The sequence below is a fragment of the Kribbella sp. NPDC049174 genome, from assembly GCF_043197365.1.
Lineage (GTDB): Bacteria > Actinomycetota > Actinomycetes > Propionibacteriales > Kribbellaceae > Kribbella.
On sequence record NZ_JBICSZ010000017.1, the window covers coordinates 47,410 to 69,759 of the forward strand.

At 68.9% G+C, this 22,350-nt stretch carries 28 protein-coding genes; 19 read left to right on the forward strand and 9 right to left on the reverse strand.

Annotated elements, in window-relative coordinates; genetic code table 11:
* The first annotated feature begins 3 nt into the window (after positions 1 to 3).
* Together ACGFIF_RS42575 and ACGFIF_RS42580 are read left to right on the forward strand one after the other, a co-directional pair.
* Positions 4 to 645, forward strand: coding sequence for a class I SAM-dependent methyltransferase (locus tag ACGFIF_RS42575; RefSeq protein ID WP_393163313.1), 642 nt, complete (start codon positions 4 to 6; stop codon positions 643 to 645).
* Positions 645 to 1,817, forward strand: coding sequence for an MFS transporter (locus ACGFIF_RS42580; protein ID WP_393163315.1), 1,173 nt, complete (start codon positions 645 to 647; stop codon positions 1,815 to 1,817). The genes ACGFIF_RS42575 and ACGFIF_RS42580 overlap by 1 nt, the downstream gene beginning before the upstream one ends.
* Here ACGFIF_RS42580 and ACGFIF_RS42585 read toward each other — a convergent pair.
* Positions 1,814 to 2,776 (reverse strand): hypothetical protein, encoded by a 963-nt coding sequence (locus ACGFIF_RS42585; RefSeq protein ID WP_393163317.1) that lies wholly within the window; start codon positions 2,774 to 2,776, stop codon positions 1,814 to 1,816. The genes ACGFIF_RS42580 and ACGFIF_RS42585 overlap by 4 nt on opposite strands.
* Before the next feature lie 61 nt (positions 2,777 to 2,837).
* On the opposite strand from ACGFIF_RS42585, the gene ACGFIF_RS42590 reads away from it, so the two are divergent.
* Positions 2,838 to 3,806, forward strand: a complete 969-nt coding sequence (locus ACGFIF_RS42590; protein ID WP_393163319.1) for a helix-turn-helix transcriptional regulator — start codon at positions 2,838 to 2,840, stop codon at positions 3,804 to 3,806.
* On the opposite strand, the gene ACGFIF_RS42595 is transcribed toward ACGFIF_RS42590, so the two are convergent.
* The gene (locus tag ACGFIF_RS42595) at positions 3,794 to 4,279 is read right to left on the reverse strand and encodes a MarR family transcriptional regulator (protein WP_393163321.1); all 486 of its coding nucleotides are present in this window, start codon (positions 4,277 to 4,279) and stop codon (positions 3,794 to 3,796) included. The genes ACGFIF_RS42590 and ACGFIF_RS42595 overlap by 13 nt on opposite strands.
* A 67-nt stretch (positions 4,280 to 4,346) precedes the next feature.
* Here ACGFIF_RS42595 and ACGFIF_RS42600 point away from each other — a divergent pair, with 67 nt between their 5' ends.
* Together ACGFIF_RS42600 and ACGFIF_RS42605 are read left to right on the forward strand one after the other, a co-directional pair.
* Positions 4,347 to 4,985, forward strand: a complete 639-nt coding sequence (locus ACGFIF_RS42600; RefSeq protein ID WP_393163324.1) for an NAD(P)-dependent oxidoreductase — start codon at positions 4,347 to 4,349, stop codon at positions 4,983 to 4,985.
* 25 nt (positions 4,986 to 5,010) lie between these two features.
* Positions 5,011 to 5,865, forward strand: a complete 855-nt coding sequence (locus ACGFIF_RS42605) for an NAD(P)H-binding protein (protein ID WP_393163327.1) — start codon at positions 5,011 to 5,013, stop codon at positions 5,863 to 5,865.
* 511 nt (positions 5,866 to 6,376) lie between these two features.
* Here ACGFIF_RS42605 and ACGFIF_RS42610 read toward each other — a convergent pair.
* Positions 6,377 to 7,333, reverse strand: coding sequence for a P1 family peptidase (locus tag ACGFIF_RS42610; RefSeq protein ID WP_393163329.1), 957 nt, complete (start codon positions 7,331 to 7,333; stop codon positions 6,377 to 6,379).
* Here ACGFIF_RS42610 and ACGFIF_RS42615 point away from each other — a divergent pair.
* The 4 genes from ACGFIF_RS42615 to ACGFIF_RS42630 all read left to right on the forward strand — a co-directional run bounded on the left by ACGFIF_RS42615 (position 7,332) and on the right by ACGFIF_RS42630 (position 9,460).
* The gene (locus tag ACGFIF_RS42615; RefSeq protein WP_393163331.1) at positions 7,332 to 7,673 is read left to right on the forward strand and encodes an MBL fold metallo-hydrolase; all 342 of its coding nucleotides are present in this window, start codon (positions 7,332 to 7,334) and stop codon (positions 7,671 to 7,673) included. The genes ACGFIF_RS42610 and ACGFIF_RS42615 overlap by 2 nt on opposite strands.
* Positions 7,674 to 7,830: 157 nt before the next feature.
* A complete protein-coding gene (locus ACGFIF_RS42620; RefSeq protein WP_337011548.1) occupies positions 7,831 to 8,094 on the forward strand; it encodes a phosphoribosyl-ATP diphosphatase in 264 nt (87 codons plus the stop codon).
* 48 nt (positions 8,095 to 8,142) lie between these two features.
* On the forward strand, positions 8,143 to 8,991 hold the full coding sequence (gene hisG / locus ACGFIF_RS42625) for an ATP phosphoribosyltransferase (RefSeq protein WP_393163334.1): 849 nt from the start codon (positions 8,143 to 8,145) through the stop codon (positions 8,989 to 8,991).
* A 1-nt stretch (position 8,992) separates the two neighbouring features.
* Entirely contained in the window at positions 8,993 to 9,460 is a 468-nt protein-coding gene (locus ACGFIF_RS42630; RefSeq protein ID WP_393163336.1) for a PH domain-containing protein, read from the forward strand.
* On the opposite strand, the gene ACGFIF_RS42635 is transcribed toward ACGFIF_RS42630, so the two are convergent.
* Positions 9,444 to 10,337: an aldose 1-epimerase family protein gene (locus tag ACGFIF_RS42635; RefSeq protein WP_393163338.1), complete on the reverse strand. Its 894-nt coding sequence runs from the start codon at positions 10,335 to 10,337 to the stop codon at positions 9,444 to 9,446. The genes ACGFIF_RS42630 and ACGFIF_RS42635 overlap by 17 nt on opposite strands.
* Before the next feature lie 95 nt (positions 10,338 to 10,432).
* Here ACGFIF_RS42635 and ACGFIF_RS42640 point away from each other — a divergent pair, with 95 nt between their 5' ends.
* From ACGFIF_RS42640 to ACGFIF_RS42650, 3 genes are read left to right on the forward strand one after another with little or no spacing between them, the layout of a single operon-like run.
* Positions 10,433 to 10,774, forward strand: a complete 342-nt coding sequence (locus tag ACGFIF_RS42640; protein ID WP_393163340.1) for a YciI family protein — start codon at positions 10,433 to 10,435, stop codon at positions 10,772 to 10,774.
* On the forward strand, positions 10,737 to 11,933 hold the full coding sequence (locus ACGFIF_RS42645) for an RNA polymerase sigma factor (RefSeq protein WP_393163342.1): 1,197 nt from the start codon (positions 10,737 to 10,739) through the stop codon (positions 11,931 to 11,933). Before ACGFIF_RS42640 ends, ACGFIF_RS42645 begins: the two co-directional genes overlap by 38 nt.
* Positions 11,930 to 12,736 carry a class I SAM-dependent methyltransferase gene (locus ACGFIF_RS42650; protein WP_393163344.1) on the forward strand — a complete coding sequence of 269 codons (807 nt, stop codon included), beginning with the start codon at positions 11,930 to 11,932 and terminating at the stop codon, positions 12,734 to 12,736. Before ACGFIF_RS42645 ends, ACGFIF_RS42650 begins: the two co-directional genes overlap by 4 nt.
* Here ACGFIF_RS42650 and ACGFIF_RS42655 read toward each other — a convergent pair.
* Both ACGFIF_RS42655 and ACGFIF_RS42660 read right to left on the reverse strand, forming a co-directional pair.
* Positions 12,690 to 13,355 (reverse strand): uridine kinase, encoded by a 666-nt coding sequence (locus tag ACGFIF_RS42655; protein ID WP_393163346.1) that lies wholly within the window; start codon positions 13,353 to 13,355, stop codon positions 12,690 to 12,692. The genes ACGFIF_RS42650 and ACGFIF_RS42655 overlap by 47 nt on opposite strands.
* Positions 13,342 to 13,845, reverse strand: a complete 504-nt coding sequence (locus tag ACGFIF_RS42660) for a hypothetical protein (RefSeq protein WP_393163348.1) — start codon at positions 13,843 to 13,845, stop codon at positions 13,342 to 13,344. The genes ACGFIF_RS42655 and ACGFIF_RS42660 overlap by 14 nt, the downstream gene beginning before the upstream one ends.
* Positions 13,846 to 13,945: 100 nt before the next feature.
* Between ACGFIF_RS42660 and ACGFIF_RS42665 the strand changes: the two genes are divergently transcribed.
* Both ACGFIF_RS42665 and ACGFIF_RS42670 read left to right on the forward strand, forming a co-directional pair.
* Positions 13,946 to 14,440 carry an SseB family protein gene (locus tag ACGFIF_RS42665; protein WP_393163350.1) on the forward strand — a complete coding sequence of 165 codons (495 nt, stop codon included), beginning with the start codon at positions 13,946 to 13,948 and terminating at the stop codon, positions 14,438 to 14,440.
* A 142-nt stretch (positions 14,441 to 14,582) separates the two neighbouring features.
* Positions 14,583 to 15,299, forward strand: a complete 717-nt coding sequence (locus ACGFIF_RS42670) for a TetR/AcrR family transcriptional regulator (protein WP_393163352.1) — start codon at positions 14,583 to 14,585, stop codon at positions 15,297 to 15,299.
* Here the strand turns inward: ACGFIF_RS42670 and ACGFIF_RS42675 are convergent.
* Complete coding sequence (locus tag ACGFIF_RS42675) at positions 15,288 to 16,457, reverse strand: glycosyl hydrolase (protein ID WP_393163356.1); 1,170 nt, start codon at positions 16,455 to 16,457, stop codon at positions 15,288 to 15,290. The genes ACGFIF_RS42670 and ACGFIF_RS42675 overlap by 12 nt on opposite strands.
* Before the next feature lie 63 nt (positions 16,458 to 16,520).
* Positions 16,521 to 17,537, reverse strand: a complete 1,017-nt coding sequence (locus ACGFIF_RS42680; protein WP_393163358.1) for a LacI family DNA-binding transcriptional regulator — start codon at positions 17,535 to 17,537, stop codon at positions 16,521 to 16,523.
* A gap of 87 nt (positions 17,538 to 17,624) precedes the next feature.
* Between ACGFIF_RS42680 and ACGFIF_RS42685 the strand changes: the two genes are divergently transcribed.
* The 5 genes from ACGFIF_RS42685 to ACGFIF_RS42705 all read left to right on the forward strand — a co-directional run bounded on the left by ACGFIF_RS42685 (position 17,625) and on the right by ACGFIF_RS42705 (position 21,765).
* Complete coding sequence (locus tag ACGFIF_RS42685) at positions 17,625 to 18,917, forward strand: ABC transporter substrate-binding protein (RefSeq protein WP_393163360.1); 1,293 nt, start codon at positions 17,625 to 17,627, stop codon at positions 18,915 to 18,917.
* Positions 18,917 to 19,795: a carbohydrate ABC transporter permease gene (locus ACGFIF_RS42690; protein ID WP_132208446.1), complete on the forward strand. Its 879-nt coding sequence runs from the start codon at positions 18,917 to 18,919 to the stop codon at positions 19,793 to 19,795. Before ACGFIF_RS42685 ends, ACGFIF_RS42690 begins: the two co-directional genes overlap by 1 nt.
* On the forward strand, positions 19,792 to 20,709 hold the full coding sequence (locus tag ACGFIF_RS42695; protein ID WP_393163362.1) for a carbohydrate ABC transporter permease: 918 nt from the start codon (positions 19,792 to 19,794) through the stop codon (positions 20,707 to 20,709). Before ACGFIF_RS42690 ends, ACGFIF_RS42695 begins: the two co-directional genes overlap by 4 nt.
* A 331-nt stretch (positions 20,710 to 21,040) precedes the next feature.
* Positions 21,041 to 21,520 (forward strand): DUF2975 domain-containing protein, encoded by a 480-nt coding sequence (locus ACGFIF_RS42700; RefSeq protein WP_393163364.1) that lies wholly within the window; start codon positions 21,041 to 21,043, stop codon positions 21,518 to 21,520.
* Positions 21,520 to 21,765 carry a helix-turn-helix domain-containing protein gene (locus ACGFIF_RS42705; RefSeq protein ID WP_393163366.1) on the forward strand — a complete coding sequence of 82 codons (246 nt, stop codon included), beginning with the start codon at positions 21,520 to 21,522 and terminating at the stop codon, positions 21,763 to 21,765. Before ACGFIF_RS42700 ends, ACGFIF_RS42705 begins: the two co-directional genes overlap by 1 nt.
* A 36-nt stretch (positions 21,766 to 21,801) precedes the next feature.
* On the opposite strand, the gene ACGFIF_RS42710 is transcribed toward ACGFIF_RS42705, so the two are convergent.
* Positions 21,802 to 22,200 (reverse strand): DUF1844 domain-containing protein, encoded by a 399-nt coding sequence (locus tag ACGFIF_RS42710; RefSeq protein WP_393163368.1) that lies wholly within the window; start codon positions 22,198 to 22,200, stop codon positions 21,802 to 21,804.
* Positions 22,201 to 22,350 lie beyond the last annotated feature (150 nt).

Below are 22,350 nucleotides of genomic sequence, written 5' to 3' on the forward strand. Positions count from 1 at the left end.
GCCATGGACTGGCAGAGCTGGCACGGTGATTACGACGTACCCGGTTCGTCGCTGGCGCGGCGGCTGGCAGTCGTGCAGGAGCAGGTTCGCAGCGCGCTGGATGCCTGCCCGCCCGGCCCGCTGACGGTCGTGAGCTTGTGCGCGGGCGAGGGCCGCGACCTGCTGGAGGTGCTGCCGACGCATCCGCGCCGCGACGACGTCCGGGCCCGGCTCGTCGAGCTCGATCCGCGCAGTACGGCGGTCGCCGAGGAGTCGATCCGGGTCGCGGGGCTGTCCGGCGTCGAGGTGCTCCAGGGCGATGCCGCCCTGGTCGATCACTACAGGGACCTGGTGCCCGCGGACGTCGTTCTGGTCTGCGGAGTGTTCGGCAACATCGTCGACGCCGACATCGAGCGGACCGTCGACACGTGCCGCCAGTTGACGAAGTCCGGCGGCACGGTCATCTGGACGCGGCACCGGGGCGAGCCCGATCTGGTGCCGACGATCCGCGGCTGGTTCGAGGAGCGCGAGTTCGACCGGGTCTGGCTGTCCGACCCGGAGGCGGGCTTCGGCGTCGGCGTCCATCGCTTGACCGGGCGGCCGGAACCGCTCAAACTTGCTCGAAGCATGTTTGCTTTCGTCGGTTATGAGCAACTGGGAGGATAGTGAACTACCGACCCCTCATCTGGCTTGCGGTAGCGACCTTCTCGACCGGCATCGACGGCTACGTGCTGGCCGGTCTGCTCCCCGCCATCGCCGACGACCTGCAGGTCGTCGAGGCTGCCGCCGGGCAGTTGGTGTCGGTGTTCGCCCTGACGTCCGCGCTCGCGGCGCCGCTGCTCAGCACCGTGACGAGCCGCTGGGAACGACGCCGGACCATCGCCTGGTCCCTGGGCGTCTTCGTGCTCGGCAACCTGATCGTCGGGCTCGCGACCAACTACCCGATCGCGCTCGGCGGACGGGTGGTGGCTGCGCTCGGCGGATGTCTGCTCAACGCCGCCGTCACCGGGTACGTGCTGGCGCTCACACCGGCCAAGGATCACGGCAAGGCGCTGTCCTTCGTGCTCGGCGGGTGGATGGCCGCGACCGCGCTCGGCGTGCCGGTCGGCCTGGTGATCGGGCAGTCGAGCTGGCGGTTCCCGATGATCCTGGTCGCGGTGGTCGGCACCATCGCGTTGACCGGGATCCTGCTCAAGCTGCCCCGACTGCATCTCCCGTCCGGGACGCTGGCCGATCGCCTGCGCCCGCTCGGTCAGCCCCGTCTGCTGGCCGGTCTGCTCGTCACGACCGGCATCCTCTGCAGCAGCTACACCTGCTTCACCTACGCGACGCTGATCTTGGGTCCGGCGTTCCCGGCCGAGTGGATGATCATCCTGATCATGTTCGGCTACGGTCTGGCCAGCATGCTCGGCAACGCGGTGACCGGCCGGCTCGTCGACCGATACACCGCGCTCCGGGTGCTGACCGTCGTACTGACCGGACTGCTGGTCGACGCGGTGCTGGGTGCGTTCGCGTTCGCCTTCGCGCCGGTGACGGTGCTGGTGGTGGCCGGGCTGGTGTGGTTCTTCGCCGCCGGAATCGGGAACGGCGGCGCTGCGGTCCCGCAACAGGCCCGCCTTGCTGCGCTCGCACCCGATTCGGCCGCCATCGTGATGGCGCTGAACGGCAGCGCCATCTCACTCGGCGTCGCCCTGGGCGGTGGCCTCGGCGGCATCACCTTGGCCGCCGGCTCCCCGCCCCACGGGCTCCTCGTCGTGGCCGCCGTCATCCTCGCCCTGACCCTGAGCCTCCACCTCCTCGTCGCCAGAGCCCCACAGCGCGACGAAGTGCCCGCCTAGCCGATCCTGGTGTGTTGCATCTTCCAGTTGGGGACCCAGGTTTTGCCGTCGTCGACTGAGAAGGACTGTTCCCAGGCGGCCTTGTCGGTGCCGGGTGTCCAGGTGAAGCGGACGTCGATCGGCTGGCCCTCCCAGACGTCGGGACCTTCGAAGATGCCGGTGCCGTCGTCGCGGAACGAACCGATGACCGGCGTCTCGAGCTGACCGCGCAGGCTGTTGATCCAGTGGATCGCCCAGGTCTTCGACTCGGGGTTGTAGATGCGCAGCGTCGCACCGCGGAAGCCCTCGGTCGGGAACCAGCCCTCGTCGAAGCTGACCGCACCGTCCATGTACGTCGTGACTTCCATCTCCGACTGCATCTCGTACCACTCGGCCTCCGCGCCCAGCGCGGGCTTGCGACGGCTGTTGTGCATATCCCAGCGGCCGACGAGGAAGTCGAAGTCACCGGTCAGCTTCGGTACGTCGAGCGCCGGCGGCGGCGTGTCCCGCCGGGTGAAGTCCATGACCCAGTTGAGTTCCCAGGTCTTCCCGCCGTCGTTGGAGTAGCACTGCTCCCAGTGCGCGGTCTGCTCGGTGATCTCGGACCACTCGTAGCTGACCAGGATCGGCTGCCCGTCCAGCTCGTCGTCACCGACCAGCCGGCACGACTTGCCGTCCTCCGCCCAGCGCCCGCGCACCGGCGGATACAGCTGCATCGTCCGGCCGTCGATCCACCAGATGCTCCACTCCTTCTCGACCGGGTCGAACAGCCGCACCGACATCCCGTACCGCTGCTGCGCCGGGAAGCGCATCTCGTCGACGCTGATCGCCCCGTCGAAGTGCGTGCGCGCGGTCGTCGTCCCCTCGAACTCGTTCCACTCGTCGCAGCCGACGAAGGCTGCTTTCAGGGTTCGGTGCCGTACGTCGAAGTGCCCGGTCAGGAAGTCGAAGTCGCCGGTCACCTTGGTCCATGTCGTCATACAGTCAGCGTGACGGTGAAACCTGACAGCGCATGGCAGTGTTCGGAGCTAACCTCTGAATATGCGTTCGAGCCGGCTGCTGTCGATCCTGCTGTTACTGCAGACCCGCAGGCAGTTGACCGCGCGCGAGCTCGCCAACGAGCTGGAGGTCTCGCTCCGCACGATCTACCGCGACGTCGAGGCGCTCGCGGCGGCCGGAGTGCCTGTGTACGCCGACCAAGGCCGCACCGGCGGCTATCGCCTGGTCGAGGGGTACCGCACTCGCCTCACCGGACTCACCGAGCAGGAGGCGGCCGCGCTCTTCCTGGTCGGCATGCCCGGTCCGGCCGCTGCGCTCGGGCTGACCGCGGAGACGAGTGCGGCCGAGCTGAAGTTGCTCGCGGCACTCGCCCCGGACCAACGCGACCGGGCCGGCCGGCTGAAGAACCGCTTCCACCTCGATCTGCCCGCGTGGTACCAGGACGCCGAGAACTCGCCGCACCTATCGGCCGTCGCCGACGCGGTCCTGCACGACCGCCGGATCAAGGTGCTGTACCGGCGCTGGGAGGCGCCCCGCGAGGTCGAGCGCGTGCTCGAACCGTACGGCCTCGTGCTCAAGAACGGTGCCTGGTACGTCGTCGCCGCCACCGGCAACGGGATGCGTACGTACCGCGTCGCCAGCATCCTCGAGCTGACCCCGACCGACGAGGAGTTCGAGCGGCCGGCGGACTTCGACCTCCCGCGTTTCTGGCAGGACCGCCTGGCCGATTTCGACCAGACCCGCTTCACCGCCGAGGCCGTCGTCCGCGTGTCGGCGGGGCTTGCCTCGCGCATGCACGACGTGTCCTTCCCGCTCCTGGTGAAGGCGGTGGCGGCTACCGAGCCGGCCGACGACGGGACCGTGACGGTCACCGTCCCGATCGAGTCGATCGGCAACGCGGCAGCGGCCTTCTGCCGCTTCGGGAACTCCCTGGAAGTGCTCGATCCGCCGGAGCTGCGGGCCGAGCTGGCGAAGCTCGGCCGCACGCTGATCGGCCTCTACGAGTCCTGATTCAGCTTCTCGATGGCGGAGCGACCGGCCTCGGCGCTGCGGCGGAGGAAGCCGGCGATGACGTCCAACTCCTCCTCGGTGTAGCCGGTCAGGACGTCGTCCATCGCGCTGATCATCGGCTGGTAGAGCCGGAAGACCTCGATGCCGCGGTCGGGCAGAAGCCGGATGGTGACGCTGCGCCGGTCCGCCCGGGTGCGGTCCCGGACGATCCAGCCGGCCCGCTCGAGCCGATCCAGGATGCCGGTCAGCGTCGCCGGGTGCAGGCCGGCCTGTCGGGCCAGCGCGCTCGGGGTCAGCGGTCCACTGCGGGCCAGGACGTCCAGGCAGTCGAGGTCGACGTCTTTCAGCGCCAGTCGGCTGCCGACCTGATGGTTGAGCAGCGCGAGCTGGATGCGCAGGTCGCGCAGTGCGGCCTTGATCTCGTTGCCGGCCCGCCGGCGGTGACGCGGGTCACCCGGTTGTGTCTGTTCCATATATTATGAGTCCCGTACTATATGAGTTACAGAGAAGCTTCACGGTAGCGCAACTGAAGGAGTCCGGATGAAGATCACGGTGTTCGGGGCGACCGGCGGGATCGGTGGTCACGTCGTCCAGCAGGCGCTGGAGGCGGGGCACAAGGTGGTGGCGGTCGTTCGTGCGTCGTCGTCGTACCAGGTCGAGGATCCGTCGCTCGAGGTGTTCCGGGTGTCTGGTCTGACCGAGGCCGGGCCGCTGCTGGAAGCGGTGGACGGGACTGAGGCGGTCATCTCCGGGGTCGGGCCGCGTGGGCGCAAGGACGGTCCGGTCGCGTCCGGGAGCACCCGCTCGATCCTCGCCGCGCTGTCCGAGACCGGCGTACGGCGGTTTGTCGCGGTGAGCGCGGCGCCACTCGGGCCGGCCGCGCCGGACGAGAGCTTCCTCAACCGTCGCCTGCTGCTGCCGATGATCAACGCCTTCGCGGCCGACGTGTACGCCGACCTGCGGGTGATGGAGGCGGACATCGTCAGCAGCGACACCGACTGGACGATCGTCCGGCCGCCGAAACTCACCAACAAGGCCCTGACCGGCAAGTACCGCACGGCCGTCGGCGGCACCGTTGCACGCGGCTACACCATCTCCCGCGCCGACGTCGCCCACCTGATGCTCGCCGCGATCGACGATCCGGCCATGGTCGACCAGCCCGTCGGCATCGCGTACTGAATCGCTGATCGAGAGGAGTGAACTCATGATCCTGATCACCGGACCAACCGGCACCGTCGGCCGCCCACTGGTCGAGAACCTGCAGAGCCGGGAGGTCGCCGTCCGCGCCGTCAGCCGGTCGGGCGCCTTGCCGGCCGGCGTCGAGACCGTCACCGCGGACCTTGCCCGACCGGAGAGCCTCGCGACCGCACTCGACGGTGTCAGCACGCTGTTCGTGCACCCGCGTGCCGTGGGGGACAGCGCCGGCAGGCTGCTGGCGATGGCGGCCGAGCGCGGTGTTCGCCGGGTGGTGGTCCTGTCGGCGATCAACGTCGACGACGACCCGGCGTACCAGCCGTCGCGACAGAACGGCGACCGCAACAAGGAGGTCGAAGACGCGGTGACCGGCAGCGGGCTGCCGTGGGTGGCAGTGCGATCCAGTTCGTTCGCCGTCAACGCCGTCGGCATGTTCGGCGCGCAGGTCCGGGCCGGCGATGTTGTCCGCGGTCCGTATGCGAACTTCGCCGAATCGCCGATCCACGAGGCGGATCTGGCCGCCGTGGTCGCGCACCTGCTGCTTCATGACGACCTGGACGGCCGCCGGATCCCGGTCACCGGGCCGCAGTCCCTCACCCACGAAGAACAGGTCGCCGTCATCGGCAAAGTACTCGGCCGGTCCCTCACCTTCGTGGAGGTCCCGCCGGAGGCGGCCGCGGACGGTCTGATCGCCCACGGCATCCCCGGCGCCTTCGTCCAGGCCCTCATGGCCAGGTACGCCCGCGGTGCCGGACAGCCCGCGGAGGTCACCGACGAGGTGGAGCGGATCCTCGGCCGTCCCGCTCGCACCTTCGCCGACTGGGTCGGCGACCACACCCACGCGTTCCTCCGGGACGCTAGCTGACCGAGACCCCGGCGGCTTCAGTTGGCGTGGCGCACTGAGGTCGCGGGCGAGGTGGGCCCGGCGGAGGCCGTGGGTGCGTAGGTAGCGCAGGTCTTCGGCGTTGTCGTACATGAGCTGGATATGGAAGTAGTTCACGTACTCCAGTACGGCGAACAGGGCGAACGCCAGACCTGGCAGGTTGCCGGCGCCCGGATCGCGGCCGACCGACCAGCCGAGGTAGAGCAACCCGGCGGCGAGTAGGACGGGATTACCCAGCCGGGCCGCCGCGAAGGCGCGGGCGCCGGGCAGCGGCGACCGCGCGGGCTGGCGGAGCTTGGCCGTCCAGTACGCCGCTCCCTGCACCAGAAGGATCGCGAACAGGGCGAAGCCGGTCAGGTTGGGCGCCGTCACCGGGAGGCCGATCACGCTGAACCAGATCACGAACTGCAGCGGGATGTTCAGCAGCTCCAGAGCGGCCAGTGAGCGCAGCCGACGGCGGACCCAGGCGCGAGAGCGATGGTGCATCGGGCGACTATCTCAAGCGGAGGAGGTCGTGGGGGACGGCGCGGGCGGTGTGGCCTCGGTGGCCGGTGGTGGTTGTGGCCATGGTGAGGGAGTTGAGGAGGGCTTCTTCGGTCGCCTCGGTGGTGGCTTGGAAGGCGGGACGGAGATCTCGGTCCGCAAAGGCGGGAGTTCGGTTCGTGGTGAAGGCGATGGCGTAGTCGCCGCTGCCGGGGGAGAAGTCGGAGCCGACGCGGCCCATCGCGAAGACGGCCCGGCGGGCGACGCGGCCGAGCTGGCGGGCGTCGAGGGGGAGGTCGGTGGCGACGACGATCATGCAGGAGTTGCCGTCGGCATCGACCGGTTGGGCCGGGATCGGGGTGCCGAGGACGGTCAGTGTGCCAGAGAAGTTGGCTTGGACCAGTACGCCGATGGTGCCCGAGTCGAGGGTGCGGGACGCCGTACCGATGCCGGCCTTGAAACCGAGGGCCGTGGTCCCGGTGCCGGCGCCGACGCAGCCCTCAGCGGGCAGCTCGCTGGAAGCTGTGTCGAGGGCGGTGTGGACGTGCTCGGGGGTGATCGGGCGGCGGCGGATGTCGGAGAGGTGTCCGTCATTGGTCTCGCCGACGACCGGGTTGAGGCTGGTCGCCTTCGGGTCCCGGTCGAGCAGCCAGGTGAGCAACGCATCGGCGACCCGGAAGACACTCAGCGTGCCGGTCAGCAGCACCGGAGTCTCGATCACGCCCAGTTCGTCGACCTGGGTCGAGCCGACGAGCTTGCCGTACCCGTTGCCGACCGCAACCGCAGCAGGCAGACCGTCCGCGTAACCATCCGGCACGATCGCGGTCACCCCGGTGTGTAGATCATCGGAGGAGATCGTGGTCTGGCCGACGCGCACCCCTGGTACGTCGGTGATCGCATTGAGCGGACCGGGTGGCAGCGTGCCGACAGTGACGCCGAGATCGCGGACCCGCCGGGGAGTTTGCATGGCAGCTATCGTCGGCCAGGTGCTCGAACAGCTGAACGACCGGGTATGGCCCTACCCGCACGACCCCGACCCGGACGCGATCAGGCCGTCGGTCGCGGTGATCGCCGACGACCGGGGCAGCGTACTGATCGACGCCGGCAACAGCCCCGAGCACGCCCGGTCGATCCAGGCCGCGATCGCAGAGACCGGGCTGCCCGCGCCGCGGTGGCTGGTCTACACGCATCACCACTGGGACCACGTCTGGGGAGCCTGCGCCTGGCCCGACGTGACGGTGGTCGCTCACGCAGCGGCGGTCGACATCCTGGCCGAAGAAGCCGAGCGCCCGTGGAGTCACCGGTAGCTGCGCGGTCCGGAGGACACCATCGACCACGGGATGGTGAAGGGTCTTGTCGCCGAGAATCACACCTGGTACGTCGATGCTCACTCACCGCCACGAGGTCCCGGTAGGCGGACCTGACCGGAAGGCTCCCGCGCCGGGCATCTAGGCTGGGCGCGCGATGAAGACCTTTGAGGAACTGTTTGCCGAGCTGGGTGAGAAGGCGCTGACGCGGCCGGAGGGATCCGGGACCGTGGCGGCGCTGGATGCCGGCGTGCACGCGATCGGCAAGAAGCTGGTCGAGGAGGCCGCCGAGTCCTGGATGGCCGCCGAGCACGAGAGCAAGGAGCGGGCCGCCGAGGAGCTGTCCCAGCTGCTCTACCACGCGCAGGTGATGATGCACGCGCTCGGCCTGGACCTCGACGACGTGTACCGACATCTGTAGGAGTCGATCCCGCAGACACCGGTTCATATCTTCAGAAAGGGCAGTGCAATGCTGCGCGTCGCAGTACCCAACAAGGGCTCGCTGAGCGAGGCCGCCACCGAAATCCTCACCGAGGCCGGCTACAAACAGCGCCGGACCACCAAGGACCTCGCGCTCACCGACGCCGTGAACGAGGTCGAGTTCTACTACCTGCGTCCGCGCGACATCGCCGTGTACGTCGGCGAGGGCACCCTCGACGTCGGCATCTCCGGCCGTGACCTGGTCCTCGACTCGCACGCCGACGCCGAGGTGATCATGGAGCTCGGGTTCGGCGGGTCCACCTTCCGGTTCGCCGGCCGGCCCGGTGCCGCGACCTCGATCAAGGACCTGGCCGGCAAGCGGATCGCCACGTCGTACGCCGGGGTCCTGCAGGACCACCTGGCCGAGCACGGGGTCGACGCCTCCGTGGTCCGCCTCGACGGCGCGGTCGAGACGGCTGTCCAGCTTGGTGTCGCGGATGTGATCGCCGATGTCGTCGAGACCGGTACGACGTTGCGCCAGGCCGGGCTCGAGGTGTTCGGCGACCCGATCCTGCAGTCCGAGGCGGTGCTGATCAAGCGGCACGGCGTGGAGACCCCGCCGAACGGGCTGCACCAGCTGGTCCGCCGGCTCGAGGGCGTCCTGATCGCGCGCAACTACGTGATGATGGACTACGACATCCGGGCCGAACACGTCGACGCGGCCACCGCGGTCGCGCCGGGGCTGGAGTCGCCGACGGTGTCGCCGCTGCACCGCCAGGGCTGGGTCGCCGTCCGGGTGATGGTGCAGCGGGCCGACGCGCAGCGGATCATGGACCAGCTCTGGGAGGTGGGCGCGCGTGCCATCCTCACCACCGACATCCACGCCTGCCGGATCTGACATGCGCCCCGTCACCGGTGACCAGCGGCTCTACACCTTCCACCCCTGGATCGTCGCGGTGATGGCCGGTGGGATGGGGTTGTCGCTGATCGCGGTGTTCGGGGTGATCTGGTTCCGGTTGTCGGAGGATTCCCGGGACACGTTCAGCTGGTTCCAGCGGCTGACGTTGCTGGCGTTCTTCGGCGCGATCCTGTGGATCCTGTACCGGATGACCACGCTGCGGGTGTCGGCGTACCCGGACCGGCTGCGGGTCCGCAACGTCTTCAAGTCCTACACGCTGACGTGGGACCAGGTGACCGCGCTGCGGTTCAAGCCCGGTGACGCGTGGCTGCAGCTGTTCGATGCCGATGGCAACCGGCTGGGCATCCTCGCGGTCCAGGCCGCCGAGGGGGCCCGGGCGAGCAAGGCGGCCAAGGAGCTGGCCGCCGTCGCCCGCGACTGTGGGGCCGGGCCTACACGGACACCGTGAAGCTGGTGGTGTGGGAGTCGCCGGGCTGCAGGACCACCAGGTTCTGGCCGGTGATGAAGGCGTTCGGCGGACACGTCATCGGCTCGACGGCGAGCGCCGTACGCCCGATCGCGCCACCGGTGTAGAGCTGCAGCCAGGGCGTGTCACTGGTCAGGACCGACCGGTTGCCGGAGTCCGGATCCGTCAGCGTCACCGACCACGAGCTGCCGCCCAGCCCGGTGAACGCGTTGTCGATCTCGAGGTCCCCGATCACCCGGCCTTGCTGGAAGTCGTACGGCGAACCGGCCACCGGCGACAACCCGATCGGCGTCATCCGCTCCGGCGACACCTCCAGCCACTCGGCCGCGTGGAACTCCAGCACGCACTCGTCGATCGCCCGGCCGACACTCAGATACGGATGCGTGCCGTACCCGTACGGCGCATCGCTCGTGCCGACGTTGGTCGCGGTGGCGGTCACGGTGAGCCCGTCGACGAGGTGGTAGGTGAGGCGGAGATCGAGCTGATGCGGGTACCCGGGCTGGCCGTGCAGCCGATGACCGACCTCGACCAGCGCCGGGTCGGTGCCGTCGTCCACCCGCTCCCAGTTCGTCCAGCGGGTCAGACCGTGGATCGCGTTCTGCCGGGTCGGCTCGGTCAGGGACAGCTGTTGGTCAACGCCCTCGAACGTGTACTTGCCGTCGGTGATCCGGTTCGGCCACGGGAACAGGTGCTGTCCGATCCCCGCGTGCGCCGGCTCGCTCTCGCCGTACCCGAGCAGCACTTCACGCCCGTCGTACGTGAGCCCGCGCAACCCGCCGCCGACGCTGACCACCGTCGCGGCGTACCCGTCGGCGGATAGGACCCACTGCTCTCCGGACGGCAGAACCTGTGCGCTCATACCCCCATCCTCACAAAACTTCTTGGAGGATGCTGTCCATCGGGGCCTGACCCGTTCGTAGTGATGCTGTAGACACGCCAACAGGAGGTTCCGAGATGAAGTATCTGCTGCTGATCAACGCCGGTGAGCTCGACCTGAGTGGCGGTGCGGTCGGGTGTGAGCCGGAGGACTGGATGCGGTTCGACAAGGAGATCCAGGACGCCGGAGTCGTGGTCTCGTCGGAGTCGCTGGCCGACCTGGTCACCTCGACCCGGGTCCAGGTCGCGAACGACGGTCAACGCTCCGTGACCGACGGGCCGTTCGCCGAGACGCGGGAGGTACTGGGTGGCTTCTACGTGATCGACGTACCGGACCTGGACGTCGCGCTCGAGTGGGCCGCCAAGTGCCCCGGCTCCCGGGGTGGCGGTTCGATCGACGTTCGCCCGGCGGTTCGGTGACCTCGACCTGGCCGAGGAGGTCGCGTCGGAGGCGATCGAGGCGGCGCTGGTGAAGTGGCCGGTCGACGGCGTACCGCCGAACCCGGGTGCCTGGCTGATGACGACGGCGCGGCGGAAGGCGGTCGACCGGTTGCGGCGCGACCAGGTGTACGCCGCCAAACTCGCCATCCTGCAGGTCGACGCCGACCGGGGCGCACCTCCGACCCAGGGCGACCAGTTGCCGGACGAGCGGCTGCAGCTGTTCTTCACCTGCGCGCATCCGGCCCTCGCGGTCGAGGACCGCGGCGCGCTGACGCTGCGGTGCCTGGCCGGGTTGACCACGCCGGAGGTGGCGCGGGCGTTCCTCGTCCCGACCGCGACGATGGCGAAGCGGATCGTCCGGGCGAAGAAGAAGATCAAGGACGCGCGGATCCCGTTCCGCGTGCCTGGCGCGGACGAGTTGCCGGAACGCCTGCCGGGTGTCCTGCAGGTGATCTACTCGGTCTTCACCGAGGGGTACGCGGCCAGCTCGGGACCGTTCCTGCAGCGCCTCGATCTCGCCGAGGAGGCGATCCGGCTGGCCCGGATCCTGCGCCGGTTGCTGCCGGACGAGCGTGAGGTTGCCGGCCTGCTCGCCCTGATGCTGCTGATCCACGCCCGGCGCGACGCCCGCACCGGCCCCGACGGCGAGATCGTCCTGCTCGACGACCAGGACCGCAGCCGCTGGGATCGCGACCTGATCGCCGAGGGCAGCGAACTCGTCGTCGCCGCACTCACCGGCGGCCCGGCCGGACCGTACGGCGTCCAGGCCGCGATCGCCGCCCTGCACGACGAGGCGGCCGACGTCGCCGGCACCGACTGGCCACAGATCGTCGCCCTGTACGACGTCCTGATCATGATCGACCCGTCGCCGGTCGTCGCCCTCAACCGGGCGGCCGCGATCGCGATGCGCGACGGCCCCGAGGCGGGTCTGGCGCTGCTCGACGACCTGGCCGACGAACCGCGACTGCGCGACTACCACCCCTTCGCGATGGCCCGGGCCGATCTGCTGCACCGCCTCGGCCGCTTGCCTGAGGCAACAGCGGCGTACGAAGAAGCCCTGGCCCTGGCCGGCACCGAACCAGACCGAGACCACCTACGCCGCCGGCTCGCGGCGGTCGCCGAGGAGACCCAGCTATGACCGAGCGGCTGGACCGGGTGGCGCGTGGGTGGGACGAGGCCGCGGACGGCTACGAGCAGTACTTCGTCCCCCGCTTCGCCGCCTGGGTAAAGACCGCCGTGGGCGCGATCGGTGGGGTGCCCGATGGGCCCGTGCTCGTGCCGTGTTGCGGGACGTTCCCTGAGTTGGAGTTGTTGGTTGAGCGGTTCCCGGGGCGGGAGCTTGCGGGGATCGACCTGTCGGGCGGGATGGTGCGCCGGGCTCGGGAGCGTGCGGCTCGGCTGGATCACCCCAGCGTGCAGGTTGTGCAGGCCGATGCGTCCAGCCTCGACGCACGGTGGTCGGGTCTGTGTGCCGCGGTCGTCTCGGTGTTTGGGTTGCAGCAGTTGCCCGACCCGGAGGCGGCCATCCGCTCCTGGGTGGGTGCGCTGACCTCAGGCGGCCGGATGTGTGTCGTCTACTGGCCCGGGGAGACCGAGGACGACGGTCCGTTCGCCTTGCTCGGGAAGGTGATCGGCGAACGCAGCGACTACTCGTGGGAGGACCGCCTGCTCGCCGACCTCGGCGAAGCGGTCATCGAGCGCGACGAGCTGGTCTCCTACCCGATGACCCACCCCGACGCGGCGACGTACTTCGATGCCGCCGATCACGCCGGCCCGATGCGAGCCCTCGCACTGGCTCGCGGGGACGCCTACATCGCCGACCTCCGGGCACGGTTCGTGGCCGACGCACCCGCGGGGGAGTGGACCCACCATCCGCGAGCCCGGCTGATCGTGGTCAGGAAGCCGCTGAGTCGTGCGGAGGCAGCGCGACCGACTTCGTGACGAGCTCGAGGGCGGGGTCGTGCGGGGCCGACGGGTCGCCGTCGACGATGACATGGGCCCGGGAGCGGGTCGCCTGATCGGCGAAGTGGTCGCGTTCCCAGCGCATCCACTCGAGCCAGTGGTCGCGCAGTGCCTCGCCGTCGCGGGCGATCCCGCGGTCGAGGCGTACCTCGTTCGACGTCTCGATCCACAGCCGCAACGACTGCCAGTGGTCGGCGTCGCGGTCACACGACGTGACGCCTTCGACAATCAGCAGCTCGACGGTCACGGGTACGACGTGGAGCTCGGCGTACGCACCGACGTGCCAGTCGTAGCGCCGGTAGCGTCCTTCGCGGCCGTCCGCGATCCGCTGCAGCACGTGGTCGCGCAGCAGGCAGAATCCCCGGACCGCACCGGTCCAGCCGTCGTACAGGTCGTCCATGTGGATGACGCGGGTGCGAAGCCCGCGGGCTTCGGCGCGTGCCTCGATACTCGCAGCCAGGGTGGACTTGCCGGATCCGGCCGGTCCGTCGATGCTGATCAGCCGGGTGTTGCCGAGCTGGGGAGGGGCGGCCTGGACGTGGTCCAGCAGGGAGTCGATGGTCAGCGTGGCAGTGGCTTTCGTGTCAGTTGATTCCATGGCGCTTCAAGATGTCCTCGATCTCGTCGAACTCCGACGATTCCTGCTGCTTCGCCTTCGACCCCTTGGCGGGCTTGGCAGCTTTGGCGGGAGCGGCCGACGCGGGTTCGGGACCCGTCGCGGTCAGCTCACCCGCGGGCGAGGCGGGCTTTGACTGTGCCTTGTCCTTCGATGCCCTGTTCCCCCCGCGGCCGCGGGCCACACCCGAGACGACGTACAGCACGACCGAGACGCCGAACAGCGCGACCCCGGCCCACACGGTGGGGGAGAAGATCAGGTGCGTGACCCAGCTCACCGTTGAGCGCACCACGTCCCAGACCAGCTCGAGCAGGCCGGTCAGGTACAGCGAGACCGGCAACAGGGACCAGGCCACGCCACGGGTACCGGCCGCCGCCCCGCGGCGCCGCCAGGCGGTCCACGAGCCGATCAGGCCGAGCAGCGTGAGGCCCACACAGAACGGCAGCAGCGTCAGATCGTTGAAGTCAGGCACACACCCAGGCTCGCACAGTCCCCCGCGGATCCAAGGGGGGAACAGCCCTGACACCACCCTGAAACCCCACCCCGGGGAGGCCGAGTGGAGAATACGGGACATGCAACCTGAGCGCCGCCTGGCCTTCACCGGCTTCGACAACGACGACGGGTCGGCCGACCCCGCGCTGGCCAAGGCGCTTGCGGAGCGTGACCACGGGGCCCTGCTGGCCGCGCTGACCAAGGCCAGGCTGCTGGTGCCGGTCGTGGCGATGCTCGGCGAGGTCGAGTACGACGAGAACGGGCTGGCCCACGACAAGACCTCCGACATGGCCGTCGCCCTGCTCCAGGGCCAGGACGGCCGCAACGCCCTGCTCGCCTTCACCAGCACCGAGAGCCTCGCTCGCTGGAGCCCGGAAGCCCGCCCGATGCCGGCCCAGTCACAGCTGGTCGCGACCGCGGCGGTCCAGGAAGGCGCCGCCGCGATCGTCCTGGACGTCGCCGGCCCCGCCGCCGGGGTGATCGAGACCGACGACGTACGACGCCTTGCCGCCGGCCTCCAGGTGATCCGTCTGGAAGACGGCACCTACGCCTGGATCGAATCAGCCGACGGGTGAGCTGAGCGCGTCCATCGGCTTGGGGCGCAGGGCGATGCGTGCGGTGACCGCGGTCGTTGCCCCCGGCCACTTCACCAGCTCTGGGTGCTCGGCCGCAGGGTGCTAGCACCCCTGTCGGCCACCGTACGCGAGGATGGGAGTCATGACCGAGGACCGCGGGGGACTGCCGCCGGGGCTGGCCCTGTCGTGGGGTGTGCAGCCGGTGCAGCGGCGCGGGCCCAAGCCGGGGCTCTCGGTGGAGCAGATCGTCGACACCGGGATCGAGTTCGGCGATCGGTACGGGTTCGAGGCGATCTCACTGCAGCGGATCGCGGCACACCTCGGCGTCACCACGAACGCGATGTACCGCTATGTCCGGTCCAAGGACGAGCTGATCGTCCTGGTCCAGGACAAGGCGCTGGGCCGGGCGCCGGGCTCGATCCTGGCGGCCGGTGGCTGGCGGGAGGGCTCCGAGGCGTGGGTGCGGGCGGCGGTCGACCGGTACGCCGAGCGCCCCTGGCTGCTCGACGTACCCATCGGGGGCGCGCCGACCACGCCGAACCAGTTGCACTGGCTGGAGGTGCTGCTCCGGGTGCTGGCGGACACGTCCCTCAGTCAGCACGACGCGCTCGGCTGCGCGGTGCTGCTGTCCGGCTACGCCCGCAGCTACTCGGCCATGGTGCGCGAGCTGACCGCCAACGTCGACGTGCCGGTGCAGGCGCCTGCCGTCGGCGCGTTCCTGGTGCCGAGACTCCAGGAAGCCGGATTCGAGATGGTGGCCGCTCTCTACACGAACCAGGAGTATGAGGACGAGGTCGACGACGACCTGGACTTCGGCCTCAGTCGCATCCTCGACGGCATCGAGAGGTTAGTCAGGTAGGGCGATTCGCACTGGACCCTCGGCCCGGGCGGCGACCCACTGCAGGTGGAACTCGCTGCCGGGGGCAACTTCCGGCCGGCGGTGCGGCTCGGTCCGCAGGTCGACGGGGCACGTGAGCGTGGTGGCCGGCTGTGCGGTGATCCCGGTGGACCGGACCTCGGCGATCACGTCGGCCAAAGCCTGCGCGGCCGGCTTGCGCTGGTGATCCACCGTGAACAACCCGAGGTCGTACTCACGATCCGGGAAGTCCAGCAACCGCCGGTCGATGTCATGTGACGACCACCAGGTGACACCCCACAACGCCGGGTTGGCCAGCACCAGCTCGACCGTCCGCCGGGTGAACTCGGCCTGCAGTTCCACCGGAATGTCAGGTCCCGGTACGCCGATCTCCTGCAGCCACACGGGCCGCGCCGGGTCCAGGGACGTCGCCGCGGCCAGCTCGACCAGATAGTCCGCATGGCTGAGCGTCGCCGGACCGAGCGGACCATCCACCCGTGAGACCCCGTTGAAAACCCACGAATGGACAGTGCTCAGATCCCCCAGGTCCACCACGTCCACCGGATGGAACGGATGGTCGGCCATGTACCAGGCGTCGTCGAACACCGAGTGCAGAGCGAGTACGTCGGGCGCGGCCTTCTTGACCGTGGTCAGCAGCTCCTGTGCCCAGCTCGTCGAGCTCTCGAAGCTGGTCGCGCTGTCCGGCCAGAGGTTGTTCACCTCGTTCCCGAGCGTGATCGCGAAGACGTTCGGCTTCTCCGCCACCGCCCGCGCCACGGTCTCGACGTACGACGTCAGGCCGTCGCGGACCGTCGGGTCCTCGAACAGGCTGGTCTTGTGCCAGGTGAGCACCCAGGACGGCAGGAAGTCGAAGCTGGACAGGTGGCCCTGGATCAGGTCGACCGCGACGGTCAGCCCGTGCTCGGCGGCGGCGTCGACGGTGTCCAGCAGGTTCTCGATCGCGCGCTCGCGGATGATCGCCCGGTTCGGCTGGATCCACGGCCAGACCGGGAACACCCGGACGTGGTCCAGGCCCATCCCGGCCAGGTCGGCGAAGTCCCGTCGTACCGCGGCGCCGTCGTAGTCGAGCCAGCTGTAGAACCAGCCGGCCGAGGGGACGTAGTTCGCGCCGAACCGGGGCGTGACGGGATCCGAGAGCATGGCGACGATGCTAAAACGGTTTAGGAACTCGAAGCAACTGCGGCCGATTCGGCGCCGGGTCGCTCAGGCCGGGGGAGCGGTGGACTCGCGGACGGTGAGGACCGGGTCGGGGGTGCGGCGGTTGATGATCTGGGTGGGATCGGCGATGACCTCGAGCAGCACCTCTGCGGCCTGCCGGCCGAAGTCGAAGGTGTCCCGGGACAGCGCGGTCAGCGCCGGGTGCATCAGCTGGGTCAGGATCGAGTCGTCGAACGCCACGATCGACAGGTCGCCTGGCACCGAGACGCCCATCTCCATCGCGACCCCGAGCCCGGCCACGGCCATCACGTCGCTGTCGTAGACGATCGCGGTCGGCCGCTGCGACTGGGACAGCAGCTTGCGGGTGATTGCGGCGCCCTCGGCGTCGCTGAAGTCGGTGGTCAGCGACGGTGCGTCGACCAGGCCCAGGCGCGGTGCGGCATCGCGGACGGCCCGGATCCGGCGCTGGGTGTGCTGGAAGTTCGGCGTACCGGCGACGTGCGCGATCCGGCGGTGCCCCAGGGCGGCCAGGTACTCCACGATCGACAGCATCGCCTCGCGGTCGTCGGCCCAGACCGAGGGCAGCGCGCCCTTGCCGCCCCGGCCGCCGATCACCACGGCCGGCAGTTCGAGCGCCTTCAGGTCGTCGACCCGCGGGTCCTTGACGGTCAGGTCGACCAGGATCACGCCGTCGACCCGGTGCTCCGAGGTCCACCGGCGGTACACCTCGATCTCGGCTGCGGTGTCCTCGACGATCAGCAGTTGCAGCGAGATCGACTCCGCGGACAGCCCGGACTGCACGCCGGACAGCAGGTGGGCGAAGAACGGCTCCACGCCGAGGGTGCGGGCCGGTCGCGCGATCACCATGCCCACCGAGTCCACCCGGGACGCGCCGAGCGCGCGGGCGGCACTGTGCGGCCGCCAGCTCATCTGCTCGGCGATCCGCAGGATCCGCTCCCGGGTCGCGTCGCTGACCCCGGGCCGGCCGTTCAGTGCGAACGACACCGCGCCCTTGGACACCCCGGCCCGGTTCGCGATGTCGGCGATCGTCGGTCTCGCCACGTGGTTACCTCCCTCACCCTTGACAGCGGATTCTACGATCCCGGATAGTGCAGGAGCTATACCGGTTTATCAAACCCAGGAGATTCCATGCGTAGACGTCGTCCGGCAGTGGTGGCAGTTCTGGCCGCCGCGGCTCTCACCCTTGCTGGTTGCGGCCTCGGATCGTCCGAGGATTCTGGCAGCGGCGCCACGCCGACCGTCGACGCGAACGCGGCTGTGACCGGCGAGGTCAGCTTCCAGACCTGGGCGCTGAAGCCGAAGTTCACCGCGTACGTCGAGGGCGTCATCAAGGCCTTCGAGGCGAAGTACCCGGGCACCAAGGTGACCTGGCTGGACCAGCCGGGTGACGGCTACGACAAGAAGGTGCTGAGCCAGGCCTCGGCCGGTCAGCTGCCGGACGTGGTCAACCTGCCGCCGGACTTCGCCCTCTCGCTGGCCAAGCAGAGCATGCTGCTCGACGTCGGTGCGGCGGACCCGAAGATCGGCGAGGAGTACGTCGAGGGCGGTGTGCAGGCGTACCAGTACCAGGGTCTCGACGGCACCTTCGGCTACCCGTGGTACCTGAACACCGACATCGACTACTGGAACGCGGACAAGTTCGCCGCGGCCGGCCTGGATGTGAAGAACCCGCCGAAGACCTTCGACGAGCTGCTCGCGGCCGCGAAGGTGATGCACGACAAGACCGGCGGCAGGGAATACCTGATGAGCCGGCTGCCCGGCATCGGCGACTTCACCAACGCCGGGGTGAAGATCCTCTCCGACGACGGCAAGAAGTTCGTCTTCAACACCCCCGAGGCCGCCGCGCTGCTGGACAAGTACCGCGACGCCTACAAGGCCGGCTACCTGCCGCGCGACATCCTGACCCAGGAGTACCTGGGCAACTCCAAGCTCTTCACCCAGAGCAAGGTCGCCTGGACCACCGGCGGCGGTAACGCGATCCAGGACTTCGTCAAGGACAACCCGTCGCTGAAGGGCAAGGTCGTCCCGTCGCCCGCGCTGGACACCCCGCCGCTGTACGTGCAGGGCCTGTCGGTGTCGGCCAAGACCAAGAACCAGGCGGCCGCGATCGCACTGGCCCGGTTCGTCACCAACGCGGAGAACCAGGCCGCGTTCGCCAAGATCGTCAACATCTTCCCGTCCACCAAGGCGTCCGCCTCGGACCCGTACTTCTCCAAGAGCGACGGCACGCCGGAGAGTGACGCCAAGGTGCTCGCGTTCGAGTCGCTGGCCAAGGCGAAGGTGCTGCAGCCGCCGGTGATCAGCGGTGCCACCAACGACTTCATCGGTCAGCAGATCTCGCTCGCGATCTCCGGCAAGATCTCGTCCCAGCAGGCCCTCGACGCAGCGGTGGCGAAGGCCAACCAGCTCCTCACCCAGTAATGCGGTATCAACGCTGGTTCACCCCGTGGGTGCTGGTGATTCCAGCACTCACGTGGTTGCTGGTCTTCAACCTCTGGCCGTCGATCAACACCGTCATCCTGTCGTTCACCAACGCCAAGCCGCTGGGCGGCGGAACGTTCGTCGGGCTGAAGAACTTCGAGACCCTGCTGCACGACGAGCAGTTGCGCTGGGCGTTGCTGAACAGCGTCATCTACATGGTGGTCTGCCTGCCGTTCCTGACCGTCCTGCCGCTGCTGCTCGCCGTCCTGGTGGAGAAGAAGCTGCCCGGGATCACCTTCTTCCGGACCGCCTTCTATACCCCGGTGGTGGCCTCGGCCGTGGTGGTGGCGCTGATCTGGCAGTGGATCCTGGACGACCGCGGTCTGGTCAACGGCCTGGCCGAGAAGCTCGGCGTCATCTCCGGGCCGCTGCCGTTCCTCAGTGACCAGTGGCTGTTGTTGCTCAGTGCCATCAGTCTGACGATCTGGAAGGGGCTCGGGTACTACATGATCATCTACCTGGCCGCCCTCGGGAACGTCGGTCGCGAGCTGCACGAGGCGGCCGCGGTCGACGGGGCCGGGCCGTTCCGGCGGTTCGTGCACATCACCGTGCCCGGCGTCCGCGGCACGATGATCCTGATCTCGATCCTGATCTCGGTGTCGGCGCTGCGGGTCTTCTCCGAGCTGTTCATCCTCACCGGTGGCAAGGGTGGTCCCGGCGGCCGGGACAACTCGGTCGTGATGCTGATCCAGCAGTACAGCCAGGGTTTCGAGGGCAATCTCGGGTACGCGTCGGCGTTGTCGATCGTGCTGTTCTTCGTCACCGTCGTACCGATGCTGGTGCTGGCCAGGCTGAACCGGAGAGGAGCCGAAGCATGAGCACTGTGACCGATCCGGCGCGGCCGGCGGTGATTCAGGCTCCTGGTACGCCGCCTGCCCGGAGCCGGCGGGGATCCTTTGGTTTCAACACCATCTCGACGCGCGAGAAGGTGGTCCGGTACGCGCTGCTGGTGTTCGTCCTGCTGATCACCATCGGGCCGTTCCTGTGGCAGCTGTCCACGTCGCTGAAGGGATCCGGGGAGGACATCTACACCCGGATCCCGCGGCTGCTGCCGGCCCAGCCGACGCTGGACCACTACGGCGCGGTGGCCGACACGATCCCGGTCTGGGACTACGCGAAGAACTCGCTGGTGGTCGCCGTACTGGTTGTCGGCGGCAACGTCCTCGGGGCGTCCCTGGCCGGGTTCGCGTTGTCCCGGCTGCAGTTCCGCGGGCGCCGGCTGGTGCTGGGCCTCTTCCTCGCCACGCTGGTGCTGCCGGGTGAGGTCACGATCATCTCGCAGTACGTGACGGTCCGGGAGTTCGGGCTGGCGAACACGCTGTTCGGTGTCGCGCTGCCCGGCATGATCGGGGCGTTGAACGTGCTGCTGATGTACAACGCGTTCCGGTCGCTGCCGGTCGAGGTGGACCAGGCCGCGATCGTGGACGGCGCGAACGCCTGGCAGCGGTTCGTGTACATCGGTCTGCCGTCGGTGCGAGGGACCATCAGTGTGGTGGCGATCTTCGCGTTCATCGGTGCGTGGGACGACTTCCTCTGGCCGTTGATCGTGCTCACCGACCCGGACAAGTACACGCTGACCGTCGGCCTGCAGTACCTGTCCGGCACCTTCAGCAACAACCCCCGGCTCATCGCCGCCGGCACGATGATCGCGTTCATCCCGATCGTGATCGTCTTCGCGACCCTGCAACGCTTCTTCTTCAAGGGCGTCGAGGAGGGCGCGGTCAAGGGATAGTCCACCCCACGCGTGCTACGCGGTCGCTCCTTCGTCGCGGCCGCTACGCGCGCTCCCGCCCGCCCTCCGGTTCGGCGCCGGCAGACGTGCCGGCTGCCGCCGGCGGGTGGCGGCTTGTCGCCGCCGTGACTGCATAGGTCGGCCTCGTCGACTGAGGGACTGTGCTGACGTGGAACCGGTGGAGAGGTTTCGCGCAGCGGATCCAGTGACGGCCGCGAACGCGCCATCGTCCTCGGCGGCGAGGGCTCGTGCACTTGCTTCGCATTGATGTTGGGTCGCGCTGTGGCGGGTGCCTATTGACTTTCGATAGATGACGGTTGATAGTCGATGCATGAATCTGGTGCATCGGGTGGTCGTGCCTCTGCGGGTCCTGCTCGTGATGCTGTTCGCGGGTCTGGTGGTGGCGCAGGTGATGAGCATGCCCGGGCAGTTCGCGTACATGGCGGAGGAGGAGCCCGACGTGGCGTACCTGCGCTGGCCGCTGACGATCTGGTCGATCCTCGAACTGCTCTGCATCCAGGTCGTCATCGTCTGCACCTGGAAGCTGCTCACCCTGGTCACCTCCGACCGCATCTTCAGCGAGGAAGCGTTCGCCTGGGTCGACGCGATCATCTGGGCCCTCGGCGCCGGGTGGGTGCTGTTCCTCGGTGTGTTCCTCTACCTCGGCTTCCTGGCCAACGACCCCGGCCTGCCGATCCTGATGTTCGGGATCGTCCTGGTCGGCGGCGTACTCGTGCTGCTCATGGTGGTCATGCGCGCCCTGCTCCGGCAGGCGACTACGCTGCGGGCCGACATGGAAGCGGTGATCTGATGCCCATCGTGGTGCGCATCGACGTGGAACTCGCGAAGCGCAAGATGGGCGTCGGCGAGTTCGCCGAGAAGGTCGGCCTGACCCCGGCCAACGTCGCGGTCCTCAAGAACGGCCGCGCCAAAGCAGTCCGCTTCAGCACCCTGGAAGCCATGTGCCGAGTCCTCGAATGCCAACCCGGCGACCTCCTCGAATTCATCGACGACGAAGCCGTCCCCGCAGACCCCCAAAACACCCACACAGCCTGACCCGTTTCACGTACCTCGGGTCCACGCGTGGGTGAACTACCTCCGGCTGGCGGAGGGGTGGACGGCGCCGGTGTACTTCTCGCCTGGGCCTTGGCCTGGTTCGTCGGGGATCGACGAGGACTCTTTGAAGGCGAGTTGGAGGGAGCGGAGGCCGTCGCGTAAGGGGGCTGCGTGGTGGTGGCCGAGGGAGGCGGCGGAGGCGTCGAGGAGGCCGGCCAGGGCGTCGATGAGGGAGCGGGCCTCGTCCAGGTCCTTGTGTTCGGGCAGGTCCTCGGCCAGGCCGAGGTTGACCGCGGCCGCGCTCATCAGGTGCAGTGCCGCGGTCGAGATGATCTCCACGCTGGGTACGTCGGCGATGTCGCGGGACACCGTGGACATCGGGTCCGGCCGGTTGGTGGTGGGCTCGGACTGCGAAGTGGAGAGTTCGTCGGTCATGCTGTTACTCTTACACGGCGACCGACCTGGTCCGGTGGTGACCCCTGAGTGGAATACTCGCGGGACGCCAACGGTTCAAGTCTAAGCGGAGGGCCACCTCCCACCCAGTCGATGCACAGTCGGCGGGTCCCGGTCACGCCGAGGTTCCGG